The organism is Streptomyces sp. NBC_00386 (assembly GCF_036063235.1).
Classification (GTDB): Bacteria; Actinomycetota; Actinomycetes; order Streptomycetales; family Streptomycetaceae; genus Streptomyces.
Genome location: NZ_CP107950.1, coordinates 6,400,672 through 6,412,641, shown reverse-complemented (window position 1 = coordinate 6,412,641; position 11,970 = coordinate 6,400,672). Strand labels below are relative to the sequence as shown.

General features: G+C 68.8%; 8 protein-coding genes. 2 read left to right on the top strand and 6 right to left on the bottom strand.

The genetic code is table 11. The features are described 5' to 3' along the window. Positions 1 to 18 precede the first annotated feature (18 nt). Positions 19 to 948: an oxidoreductase gene (locus tag OG780_RS28095; RefSeq protein ID WP_328452735.1), complete on the bottom strand. Its 930-nt coding sequence runs from the start codon at positions 946 to 948 to the stop codon at positions 19 to 21. Between the two features lie 706 nt (positions 949 to 1,654). Between OG780_RS28095 and OG780_RS28090 the strand changes: the two genes are divergently transcribed. Further along, a complete protein-coding gene (locus tag OG780_RS28090; RefSeq protein WP_328452733.1) occupies positions 1,655 to 2,650 on the top strand; it encodes a hypothetical protein in 996 nt (331 codons plus the stop codon). Here the strand turns inward: OG780_RS28090 and OG780_RS28085 are convergent. The 3 genes from OG780_RS28085 to OG780_RS28075 form a co-directional block, all read right to left on the bottom strand. Next, positions 2,617 to 4,122 carry a hypothetical protein gene (locus tag OG780_RS28085; RefSeq protein WP_328452731.1) on the bottom strand — a complete coding sequence of 502 codons (1,506 nt, stop codon included), beginning with the start codon at positions 4,120 to 4,122 and terminating at the stop codon, positions 2,617 to 2,619. The genes OG780_RS28090 and OG780_RS28085 overlap by 34 nt on opposite strands. A gap of 97 nt (positions 4,123 to 4,219) precedes the next feature. Continuing rightward, positions 4,220 to 5,899 carry an LCP family protein gene (locus OG780_RS28080; protein ID WP_328452729.1) on the bottom strand — a complete coding sequence of 560 codons (1,680 nt, stop codon included), beginning with the start codon at positions 5,897 to 5,899 and terminating at the stop codon, positions 4,220 to 4,222. Between the two features lie 137 nt (positions 5,900 to 6,036). Next, positions 6,037 to 6,219 (bottom strand): hypothetical protein, encoded by a 183-nt coding sequence (locus OG780_RS28075; protein ID WP_328452727.1) that lies wholly within the window; start codon positions 6,217 to 6,219, stop codon positions 6,037 to 6,039. A 107-nt stretch (positions 6,220 to 6,326) separates the two neighbouring features. Between OG780_RS28075 and OG780_RS28070 the strand changes: the two genes are divergently transcribed. Then, a complete protein-coding gene (locus OG780_RS28070) occupies positions 6,327 to 7,172 on the top strand; it encodes an NAD(P)H-binding protein (protein WP_328458433.1) in 846 nt (281 codons plus the stop codon). Between the two features lie 257 nt (positions 7,173 to 7,429). Here OG780_RS28070 and ppdK read toward each other — a convergent pair whose 3' ends face one another. Beyond that, positions 7,430 to 10,171 carry a pyruvate, phosphate dikinase gene (gene ppdK / locus OG780_RS28065; protein ID WP_328452725.1) on the bottom strand — a complete coding sequence of 914 codons (2,742 nt, stop codon included), beginning with the start codon at positions 10,169 to 10,171 and terminating at the stop codon, positions 7,430 to 7,432. A 530-nt stretch (positions 10,172 to 10,701) separates the two neighbouring features. Continuing rightward, positions 10,702 to 11,928 carry an ROK family transcriptional regulator gene (locus OG780_RS28060; protein ID WP_328452723.1) on the bottom strand — a complete coding sequence of 409 codons (1,227 nt, stop codon included), beginning with the start codon at positions 11,926 to 11,928 and terminating at the stop codon, positions 10,702 to 10,704. Between the last annotated feature and the right edge of the window lie 42 nt (positions 11,929 to 11,970).

Below are 11,970 nucleotides of genomic sequence, written 5' to 3'. Positions count from 1 at the left end.
CGGGGTGCGGCCGGGGCGTCAGCCCTTGAGCCCCTCGTACGTGACACCCGTCAGCCGCTCCGAGGCGGCCCAGAGCAGCTCCGCCCTGGTGTCGTCGCGGGTCCGGCCGGCCCGCCAGGACGTCGCGGGCGAGCCGCGCCACATCGCGAACGACGGTCCGACGAAGGTGTCGGGCCGCACGCCGGGGGCGGTGGCCGCGTACAGCGACGGCAGGGCGCCGGCCTCGGCGCTCTGTGCGAAGACGCGGTTGCCGATCTCCATCAGCCGCTCGGCGCGCTTGCGCCCCTCCAGCCGGGGCCCGGCGGTCTGCAGGTTGGTGGAGGCGTACCCGGGGTGCGCCGCGGCCGCGACGACATCGGACCCGGCGGCGGACAGCCGCCGCGCGAGCTCGTGCGTGAAGAGGAGATTGGCGCTCTTGGACCGGCCGTAGGCGATCCACTTGCGGTACGGCTGCTTCTCGCTGTCGAGGTCGCCGAGGTCGATGTCCGAGAGCACGTGGACCATGCTCGACACGGTGACGATCCGCGCGCCGGGGGTCTTCGCGATCACCGGGAACAGCAGCCCGGTGAGCGCGAAGTGCCCGAGGTGGTTCACACCGAACTGCGTCTCGAACCCGTCGGCCGTCGTTCCGTACGGCAGCGCCATCACGCCCGCGTTGTTCACGAGCAGGTCGAGGCGGTCGTAGGAGAAGGAGTCCGCGAACTCCCTTACGGACGCGAGGTCCCCGAGGTCGAGACGGGCGAACTCCACCTCCGCCGCGGGCACTTCGGCGGCGATCCGCTCGGCCGCTTCCCTGCCGCGGGTCTCGCTGCGGCAGGCGAGCACCACCCGGGCCCCGCCGCGCGCCAGCTCGCGCGCGGTGACGAGACCGAGCCCGCTGTTGGCCCCGGTGACGACGGCGACCCGCCCCCGCTGCCCGGGCATGTCCTTCGCACTCCAGCCACCCATGCCCCACTCCTCCCACTGCCTCACCGTCGACCCCACCCTACGGACGCCGCTCCGCCCGGCGCACACCCCTCCGGATCCCGTACCGCAAGCCTGCCCCGATCACCTTCCAAGTCCCGCACTCCGTGAGGACGACACCGAGCCCGGCGCCCGCGTTGCGGGGGGCACCGACCAGGTGAAGAGTGGAATGTGGGCCCGGTCCGCAACGGATGAAGCAAGCACCCCGCGAAGCGCATCTGGAACCCCCATGGCCAGAACCTTCAGGCGACGCGCCGTCCACAGCGTCAACGCATCCCTCTTGGCTGCGGCACTCGCATTTCCCGCCGGTCTGACAAGTGCGACAGCAGCGCTCCAGGCCCCCAGCGCGAGCAGGACGTCGGCAGTCGGGACAACACCGCCTCCTTCACCGGGAGACAGTCCGCCTCCCTCGTCGACGCCGAGCAGCACGCCGACGCCCAGCGGCACGACCTCCACACCGAGCGGCACGCCTACGCCCAGCGGCACCACCTCCGCACCGACCGGTGCGTCGTCGGATCAGGAGCACACACCGAGCTCTGACCAGTCGTCACAGCCGCCGGGTTCCGGTGACACGGAGCAAGGGGATACCGACCCCCTCACGGAACAAAAGAAACAAATCGATGAAACCGCGGCGCGCCTGAACGAGACGAAGGGAACCGTTCCCGAGGAACTCACGCCGACCGTCGACGAATTGGCCACCACGCTCGAAGCGGTCAAGGACCCCGAGACGTCGCTGCGGGACCGGCAAGGGGTCATCGAGAGCGTCGAACATCTGACCATCGCGCTGACGGCCACCGGTGACGACAGCACACCTCCGCAGCTCCGGAAACAGCTGACCGCACTCGTGAAGCAGGTGTCCTCCGCCCTGAAGGTGGGATACGACTCGCAGGTGCCGTCCGAGACGCGGTCCTCCGTTCTCCTGGTCATGACGCGCACGACGTCCGCGCTGGACATGATCTGCGACTCCCGGACACCCGCGGAGCTGCGGGGACAGCTGCTGACGATTACGGGAGGGTTGAGCAGCGCGGTGACGGGGGGCTATCAGACGGCCTCGCTTCGGGGGTTCGAGGAACAGATGGGCGTCGCGCAGGCAGACGCCGCCGCCACCCCGGAAACGTCCCCGGCGAGCGCAGCCGCGGCAATGCCCCCGACGCACCGGAACGAGCTCGTTCGGGCCGTGTACGAGCAGAACGAGAAGCTGCAGGTGTTCAACAACCCCGAGTCGTCGTCGAAGGACCGGACCGAAGCCGAGAAGGACATGCGGGATCGGTCCGCTCGCATCAGCGACAAGCAGGAGGCGGCGGCCTCGGCCCAGGGACGGCCGAAGGACCCTCTCGGCAAGGCGGCCGAGACCTGTACCAACGCCATATTCAGATCGTCGGCGGGGAATGAACTCCCCGAGGAGCTGAAGGATCTGGTTCCCGGCAGTTGGCGTCCGGAAGGAGTCAAGGACTTCTGGAAGAGCAAGGAAAAGAGCGACATCCTGCTCGACGTCCTCGCCGAGTTGCAGAACAACGAGAACGTCCACGCACCGATCAAGATCGCACCGCTCATCATGGAGCTCGCCAAGGTCGTCCCGAGGGACCATCTGTGGTCCACCATCGGCCAGCGGGCTTCTTACTGCCGGTCGACCGCCTCTTACCTCGACGAGGACTACGGGGTCGCCGTCGGTACCTGGCTCGAATAACCCGGTGGTAGCAGAACAGGGGGCGGAGCAAGCAGCTCCGCGAGGGAGACCTCGTAACTCATATGCGCCTGCGTGGCCCCGTATCTTCCCCGCTCCCTCTTCTCCTTCTGCACCCCGCCCGTCTCCCCTTTGAAATCGTAGGGAGAGATCAACGAATCGGGGATGCGTCCCGGAGACCAGAACGCCGTCACATAGCGCGGCTTTCGCGTCAGATTGACTAGATTATCGTTGTGCCACACCCTCCCGTGGTAATAGATCTGCTGGAAGCACCCTTCTTCCGGAGGGCAGTAGTATCGTCTGTCATATTTGTCCCATGAATAATGGGGAGTTTTGAACTCCTCCACGTCGATCTTCCCTCGGTCCTTCCTCATGTATGAGATCGTCAGGTCGACGCTCAGGATGTCGTACTTGGCGTCCTTGGGAAGTTGGACCACATGCTTGCGCGTGTATTCTTCCCCGATTTCGAGCCGATTTCCGGGACCATAGAAATGCCCGCTGCTGATCGTGGTGTACACGAGGTGGTCGACATAGCGCTCCGCTTCCCCCGAGTCCTCGCCCCGCCGGCCAGCGCTCTCTCGCCACTCCCGCATCAGGTCCCTGTCGGCAGGGTATGTGGAGTACGCACCCCCTCTGCCGGAGACCGTGTAGCTGTCGTTCAGGATGTACACCGGAATCCCTCCGGTGTTCTTCATGTAAAGCGTCAGCGGGACCTGGAGAAACCCGAGCGAGCGATCCACCCGCGACCTTCCGAATTCCGCCTTCAGAGTGAGGTGCATCGGGGCCGCCGCAGGCTGGTACATGGTCGAATACGCCAGGCTGGTGCCGGTCAGGAGCGCGGTGGCGACCACTCCGGCCGCGAACCTCCTGGGCTGTGGGACTTCCTTCCACGATCTGTTCCGTACAAGAAGGCACAGGGCCCACAGAGACCAGCACCAAAGGGGCATGAACACCAGCACATAGGGCGTGAACTCCATCTCTTCGAGCCACATGAACAGCAGCAGACTGTCGGTGGCGAGCGCGATGAGCACGCCGAGCAGGACGATCGCCCCGGAGGCACGGAACTGTCGTTTCCCCCCGTAGTCGAGTGCCGCGACGGCCGCCGCGCCCTGCACCGCACCCGACAGGACGAACACGATCCCATTGATCCGTTGCGCGAAGGTCAGGGCCCCGAAGGCGTCGGGCCCCCCGACCACCGAGCTGAGGGCCATGGACGCGAGCAGCCCGGCCACCATGAGCACGGTGACCGCGTGCCGTCTCCCCGCGCGGTCGGGCCACGTCCCGCTGTCACCTCCGCGCCAGCAGACGGCTGCCGGATCCTCCAGATCCAGGTCCTCCGGGTGACCGAGGCGCCCGAGGATCCTCCGCAGTCCGGCTGCCGACCAGGCACGGCCCACCGTCTCTCCGCCCACGACGACCCGCCGCAGCCCACGGCTGTCCGGCGGCTCGACAACGACCCAGGGACGGATGCTCATGGACCCAGGCTGGAACCCGCGACGACCCGGTGCACGCGGAGCTACCCCGTTCGGCTCCCCGGAGCACCCGGGGTGCGGCACGCACGTCCGCCCGCTGTCAGCCGACGCACACGTTCTTGTCGGCATGCGACTGCGGGATGCCGGCCGGGGGCTTGGCCGAGCCGGTGAGAGGCACTCCGGGGCCTTGGAAGTCACGTCCGAGAGTGAGTGTCATGTCGGTGCCGGGTCCTGAGCCGTCCTTGCCGGGGTGGAGCGCCGAGGCGGGCAGGCCCATCATCGCGGCGAGGGCCCGGGCCTGGTCGGCCTGGTCGGGACCGTAGGCCAGGGTCGTACGGTCCTGCCGCGCACCGGGGGCGTTGCCGCCGTTGGTGGAGTGGGCGACGCCCTTGATGTTCTGCAGCCACTGCAGGGTGGTCTGCGCCGAGCCCTGGGGACCGCCCCCGTTGTAGACGATGACCCGCACCCGCGACGGGTCCGCCTTGGAGCCCTGGAGCTTGGCGTCGGAGGCCGTGGGCTTCTTCGTGACCTCGGTCAGCGAGACGTCGTTCTTGATCGCCGCGAGGAGCGCGGGCGCCCTGGTCTCGTCGACCACCACGGTCCTGTGATTCTTCCCCTCGGCCGGATTGTCGACGACCGGGAACGTCGTGAAGGTGATGTGCTCGGAATCGACCCGGTTGAGATCCTTGGCGAGGTCGGTGAGCTTGCCGACGCCGCCGATCCCGGTGTCCACCGTGAGCGACTTGGTGGCCGCGTTCGCCAGTTTGAAGAGCTTCCCGGGATCGGTGAGGGTATTGCGGGACTTCATCTGACGGATCATCGAACCCAGGAACTGCTTCTGCAGGTCGATGCGGTCCAGGTCGCTGCCGTTCTTCAGCGAGTGACGGGTCCTGACGAACTGCAGAGCCTGTTCGCCCTGGACCGTGTGCGGGCCGGCGGCCAGGTGCAGATGGGAGCCCTGGCCCTGGCGGTCCGTGTCGTCGATGGCGTGGGTGAGGCAGATCGGGACGCCTCCGACAGCCGTCGAGAGGGTCTTCACGGCCTCGAAGTTGACCAGGACGAAGTGGTCGACCGGCAGGCCGGTGAGTTGGCTGACGGTCCGCATGGTGCAGCCCGGGTCGCGGCCCGCCTGCCCGAGGCTCTCGTTGAAGCGCGGGCTGAACGCCGCTTCGGGCGTCCCCTTGATCGTCTTGGTGGAGCCGTCCTTCTGCTTGGTCGGGCAGTCCGGGATGCCGGTGACCATGTCGCGCGGAATGCTCATCGCCGTCGCGTTCGACCGGTCCTTCGCCACGTGGAAGAGGATCGTGGTGTCGGCGTGCCCCGGGCTCCCGGCGTCACCGTACTTCCCGCCCAGGCCTATTCGGCTGTCGGTGCCGATGACCAGGATGTTCACCGCGTCGTTGCTGGTCGCGTTCTTGCTGCCCGCCGTGCCGACGTCCACCGTGCTGATGTTGTCGTTGAAGTGCCGGTACAGCATGTAGGCCCCGGCACTGCCCGCCAGCAGCACGAAGCCCAGCGTCCCTGCGGTCCACGTCAGGACCTTCCGCTTCGTGGACCTCTTGGCCTTCCGGGACCTCACCGCGCCGCCGCGGCGAGTGCCCTCGCCCGGCTCCGGGACGGGCCGCCGTTCCCCCTCGCGGCGCACGCGACTCCTTCGCTGCCCCGGCACCGTGGCGGCCGGCGCGCCATCGGCTCCTGTCCGCAGCCGGTACTCACCGCTCTCCGGGTCGAGGACCCACTGGTCCGCGGGGTCGATGCTGCTGCCACCTTGCGTGTCCACGGTCCTCCGTCTGTGCTGCGCCGCCCCGGGGTCCTGCCACCCGGCCCCTGCCGGATCCACCCCGCGGCCGACCTCGGGATGCCCGTTCAGACATTCGAATGCGGCCGATGGTTGCACTCGGGCGACGCACAACAGCCCTACCGGCCAGGGCGCTTGACGGAACCCACGAGGTCTACGGCGGCAACCCGAAACTGCGGTCCGCGTTGGAGGATCGGCGTGGTCCACCGGCTGAACTCCATTTCCACGACCGGGGAAACCGGACAGGCCGGCTCGGGGTCGGTCATGACATCGGCCGTCCGCCGGCTCATCTCGGTCGTCATGGATTTCATCCTCCGAGGTAGTTACTTTCCTCTAGGTACCTACTGTGCCGAGCTTGTTAGCGTCGCCGTCATCGCGAGAAACCACAGGAAAGATGCGGGAGTTGAACATGATCGTGGTGACGGGTGCCACCGGGAACGTCGGGCGGTCGCTGGTGCAGGCCCTGGCGGTGGCCGGGGAGCGGGTGACGGCGGTGTCGAGGGGGACAGCCCCAGTGGACCTGCCGAGGGGGACCGGACATGTGTCGGCTGACCTGACCGCGCCGGAGACCCTGCGGGCCGCCCTCGACGGCGCCGAAGCCTTGTTCCTGCACGACGGCGGCGCGGGTGGCCACGGGCTCGACCCGCGAGCCGTCCTGGACGAGACCAGGAAGGCAGGGGTCCGGCGGGTGGTACTGCTCTCCTCGCAGGGCGTGGTGACCAGGCCGGAGTCGCCCTCGCACGGAGGCGTCATGCGGGCGATCGAGGAAGCGGTGCGAGAGTCGGGCCTGGCCTGGACGATCCTGCGGCCCGGCGGCTTCGCGTCCAACGCCTTTGCCTGGGTGGAGTCTGTACGCGCCGAGCGGACCGTCGCCGCGCCGTTCGGTGAAGTCGCGATCCCGGTGATCGATCCGGCGGACATCGCGGAGGTCGCGGCCGTGGCCCTGCGCAAGGACGAACACGCGGGTCACGCATACGAGTTGAACGGGCCCGCGGCCGTAACGCCCCGGCAGCAGGCCGAGGCGATCGGCGCGGCCCTCGGCGAGCCGGTGCGGTTCGTGGAGCTGACCCGGACCAAGGCGCACGCACGGATGGCCGCGTTCATGCCGGAGCCGGTCGTAGAGACCACACTGGCCGTCCTCGCCGAGCCCAACGCCGCCGAGCTACGGCTCAGCCCGGACGTCGAGCGGGTACTCGGCCGCGCGCCCCGCCCCTTCGCCGAGTGGGCCCGCCGTAACGTCGAAGCCTTCCGGTAAGAAGTGACGCGTGCGCCTCTGCCCACCTCGGCTCAGGGGGGGCGGAGGCCTTTTCATTCCTTCTCAGACCACCACCAGCCGCCCCATTCAACGCCAACTCGCCTGGTCAGCAACGTACCTCGACAACCCCCGCAGACCATGCCCGAAAGGGCGGCACCCCCGCACAGGGTGCCGCCCTTTCTCGTGGGCCGGGGCCGCCGCCCATCGGTGTTGAGGGTCGGGGACAGGCGGCGGACCCGGGGTCCGGTGCTCGGGGGCTAGCGGTGGTCGCTGCCCTTCGAGCTGGAGGCCGCGCGGCCCGCTTCCAGGCGGGCGACCGGGATGCGGAACGGGGAGCAGGAGACGTAGTCGAGTCCGACCTCGTGGAAGAAGTGGACCGACTCGGGGTCACCGCCGTGCTCGCCGCAGACGCCGAGCTTCAGGTCGGGGCGCGTCTCGCGGCCGGCCTTCACCGCGGACTTGACCAGGGAGCCGACGCCGTCCTTGTCGATCGTCTCGAACGGGCTGACGCCGAAGATGCCCTTCTCCAGGTACGCCGTGAAGAAGGAGGCCTCCACGTCGTCGCGGCTGAAGCCCCACACCGTCTGGGTGAGGTCGTTCGTGCCGAAGGAGAAGAACTCCGCCGCCTCGGCGATCTGGCCGGCCGTCAGCGCGGCCCGCGGCAGTTCGATCATCGTGCCGATCGCCAGCTTCAGGTGCACGCCGGTGGCCGCCTCGACCTCGGCGATGACCTGGTCGGCCTCCTCGCGGACGATCTCCAGCTCCTGGACGGTGCCGACGAGCGGGATCATGATCTCCGCGCGCGGGTCGCCCTTGGCGTTCTTGCGCTCGGCGGCCGCCTCCGCGATGGCCCGTACCTGCATGGTGAACAGGCCGGGGATGACGAGGCCGAGACGCACACCGCGCAGGCCCAGCATCGGGTTCTGCTCGTGCAGCCGGTGCACGGCCTGGAGAAGACGGAGGTCGTTCTCGTTGGAGTCCTTGCGGGACTCGGCGAGCGCGACCCGCACCGACAGCTCGGTGATGTCCGGCAGGAACTCGTGCAGCGGCGGGTCGAGGAGACGGACGGTGACCGGGAGGCCGTCCATCGCCGAGAACAGCTCCACGAAGTCCTTCTTCTGGAGCGGCAGGAGCGCCTTCAGCGACTCCTCGCGCTCGGCCTCGGTGTCCGCGAGGATCAGGCGCTCGACCAGCCCACGGCGGTCGCCCAGGAACATGTGCTCCGTGCGGCACAGACCGATGCCCTGGGCGCCGAAGCGGCGGGCGCGCAGCGCGTCCTCGGCGTTGTCGGCATTGGCGCGTACGCGCAGGCTGCGCTTGCGGTCGGCGAAGGCCATGATCCGGTGGACGGCCTCGACCAGTTCGTCGGCGTCGTCGGCGCCCGCGTGCATCCGGCCCTCGAAGTACTCGACGACCGGGGACGGGACGACGGGGACCTCACCGAGGTACACCTTGCCGCTGGAGCCGTCGATCGAGATGAGGTCGCCCTCCTCGACGACGTGCCCGCCGGGCACGGTCATCCGGCGGCGCTTGGTGTCGACCTCCAGCTCCTCGGCACCGCAGACACAGGTCTTGCCCATGCCGCGGGCGACGACGGCCGCGTGGGAGGTCTTGCCGCCGCGCGAGGTGAGGATGCCCTCGGCCGCGATCATGCCGTCCAGGTCGTCGGGGTTCGTCTCGCGGCGGACCAGGATGACCTTCTCGCCGGAACGGGACCACTTCACCGCGGTGTACGAGTCGAAGACCGCCTTGCCGACCGCGGCGCCCGGCGACGCGGCGATGCCCCGGCCGACCTGCTGGACCTTCGCGTCCTCGTCGAAGCGCGGGAACATCAGCTGCGCGAGCTGGGCGCCGGTCACCCGCTGGAGCGCCTCCGCCTCGTCGATCAGACCCTGGTCCACGAGCTGGGTGGCGATGCGGAAGGCCGCGCCCGCCGTGCGCTTGCCGACCCGGGTCTGGAGCATCCAGAGCTGGCCGCGCTCGATGGTGAACTCGATGTCGCAGAGATCCTTGTAGTGGTTCTCCAGGGTCTCCATGATCTGCATGAGCTGGTCGTACGACTTCTTGTCGATCGACTCCAGCTCGGCGAGCGGGACCGTGTTGCGGATACCGGCGACGACGTCCTCGCCCTGGGCGTTCTGGAGGTAGTCGCCGTAGACGCCCTGGTGGCCGGAGGCGGGGTCGCGGGTGAAGGCGACGCCGGTGCCGGAGTCGGGGCCGAGGTTGCCGAAGACCATCGAACAGATGTTGACGGCCGTGCCGAGGTCGCCCGGGATGCGCTCCTGGCGGCGGTAGAGCTTGGCGCGGTCGGTGTTCCAGGAGTCGAAGACCGCGTGGATGGCGAGGTCCATCTGCTCGCGCGGGTCCTGCGGGAAGTCCCGGCCGGCCTCGGTCTTGACGATCTTCTTGAACTTGGTGACGAGCTTCTTGAGGTCGGCCGCCTCGAGGTCCGTGTCGACGGTGACCTTCTTGAGGTCCTTCGCCGCGTCCAGAGCCTCCTCGAAGAGCTCGCCGTCCACGCCGAGGACCGTCTTGCCGAACATCTGGATGAGACGGCGGTAGGAGTCCCACGCGAAGCGGTCGTCGCCGGCCTGCCGGGACAGGCCCAGCACGGACTTGTCGGAGAGGCCGATGTTCAGGACGGTGTCCATCATGCCGGGCATGGAGAACTTGGCCCCGGAGCGGACGGAGACGAGCAGGGGGTCGTCGGCCTGGCCGAGCTTCTTGCCCATCTTGGCTTCGAGGGCCTCGAGGTGCGCACTCACCTCGTCACGCAGTGCCGCCGGCTCATCGCCACTGTCGAGGTAGGTCTTGCACGCCTCGGTGGTGATGGTGAAGCCGGGCGGGACGGGAAGACCCAGGTTGGTCATTTCGGCGAGGTTGGCGCCCTTGCCCCCGAGCAGGTCCTTGAGGTCCCTGTTGCCCTCGGTGAAGTCATAAACGAACTTCGCTCCACCAACGCCGCTTTCGGCTACGTGGGGATCTTTGTTTTCCGACACGAGTCTCGACTCCTCGACGTCGCGGTGGCTGCCCTGACGACGGGGAACATACCCAGATCGAAGGCACCTGGGTACGTCCACTTGCGCGTCATGTGCCTGTAACCACTCGTCCGCCACCAGATCCAAAGTCAAGGCTTGGCAAGTCATCGAGTGCCGATGTTTTCACTTCTTGAACGAATCAACGCCCACAGACCACTCTTTTTGCTCAAGTGAGCAAGCTCGGGCACGTCTGAGTTTAATCGATGAACGATCAGAGGGTGGCACTGAGTGCCACCCCTTAGGGAAGTGCAGTCGCACAAGATCCGCTCATCTGAGCGTGACCCCTATCAAGGGTGGCGAGAATCACGCCACCCGGAGGAGTCAGATTTCATCATCCGGACCACGATCCGGGGCGCGACACACGGAGATACGAGCACGGCCCACGGATGTCTCACACGGATGCCGCGCCGCGATGCCCGCGCGTATGACCCGGCCGCGATGCCCGCGCGGGTGACCCGGAACGGATCACCCGCGAACGCACGGCCCCGCCGTCACACCCCGAGAGCCGCCAGCCGCTCCTCGGCCCGCTCCGGCGCGTACAGGTGCTCCACGACCAGCGCGCCCGCGCCCACGAGGCCGGCCCGCTCGCCGAGCCGGGAGGTCACCACGTCCAGATGAGCGGTGGAACGGGGCAGCGCCCGCTGGTACAGCAGTTCCCGTACGCCCGTGAGGAACGGGGTTCCGGCCAGATCCCCGGCGATCATCAGCACGCCCGGATTGAGCAGCGTCACCACGGTGGCCAGGACGTCCCCGACCCGGCGGCCCGCCTCCCTCGCGAGCGCCGTCGCCTCGGGGTGCCCGGCCGCCAGCAGCTCGCGCACGTCCGAGCCGGAAGCGGCCGGGACCCCTGACTCCGCGAGCCTGCGCGCCACCGCGCCGCCACTGGCCACGGCGGCCAGACAGCCGTACGAGCCGCACCGGCACAGCGCCTCGGCGCCGACCCGGATGTGCCCGATGTCGCCCGCGCCGCCGTCGACGCCCCGGTAGACGGTGCCGCCGACGACCATGCCCGCGCCGATACCGGTGGAGACCTTGACCAGCGCGAACGCCGAGCAGTCCGGATAGCCGGCGCGCTGCTCCCCGTACGCCATGAGGTTGGCGTCGTTGTCCACGAGCACGGGGACACGCGCGGCGCCGGTGCCCGCGTGTTCGGCGAAGGCGCGGCCCAGCCGGCCCCTTATGTCGTAGCCGTCCCAGCCCGGCATGATCGGCGGCTGGACCACGCGGCCGGTCTCGCTGTCGACGGGACCCGGCACCGCGAGCCCGATGCCGCAGACGGCGTCGGCCGGCCGGCCGGACTTCCCGACCAGCTCGGCGAACCAGCGTCCGAGCTCACCGAGGACCGCCTCGGGGCCGTCGTCGATCACCAGGGGTCCCGCGTGCTCGGCGAGGATCTCGCCCGTCAGGGTGAGGACGGCCGCCCGGCCGTGCCGGGTGTCGAGGTCGGCGGCCAGGACGACGGCGTGCTCGTCGTCGAACTCCAGGGTGATGGAGGGACGGCCGCCGAGGGGTGAGTCGACGGGACCGCCGGCTCCCTCGCGGAGCCAGCCCGCCCGGAACAACCGGTCCAGGCGCTGGCCGACCGTGGCCCGCGACAGACCGGTGGCCCGCTGGAGCGCCCCGCGCGTGGTGGCCCGGCCGCTGCGCACCAGTTCGAGCAGTTCTCCGGCGCTTGCCTGGTTCCCGGTCTTCACGGTCACTCCCCGCCTTTCTGTCATGCGCACCCTCTTGCGTTCCCCAACTCTGCATTACATATTGAG

Bases quoted from the DNA above. Each gene is read 5' to 3' on its own strand.
- OG780_RS28095 (WP_328452735.1), bottom strand. From the start codon at position 948: ATGGGTGGCTGGAGTGCGAAGGACATGCCCGGGCAGCGGGGGCGGGTC.
- OG780_RS28085 (WP_328452731.1), bottom strand. From the start codon at position 4,122: ATGAGCATCCGTCCCTGGGTCGTTGTCGAGCCGCCGGACAGCCGTGGG.
- OG780_RS28075 (WP_328452727.1), bottom strand. From the start codon at position 6,219: ATGACGACCGAGATGAGCCGGCGGACGGCCGATGTCATGACCGACCCC.
- OG780_RS28070 (WP_328458433.1), top strand. From the start codon at position 6,327: ATGATCGTGGTGACGGGTGCCACCGGGAACGTCGGGCGGTCGCTGGTG.
- OG780_RS28060 (WP_328452723.1), bottom strand. From the start codon at position 11,928: ATGACAGAAAGGCGGGGAGTGACCGTGAAGACCGGGAACCAGGCAAGC.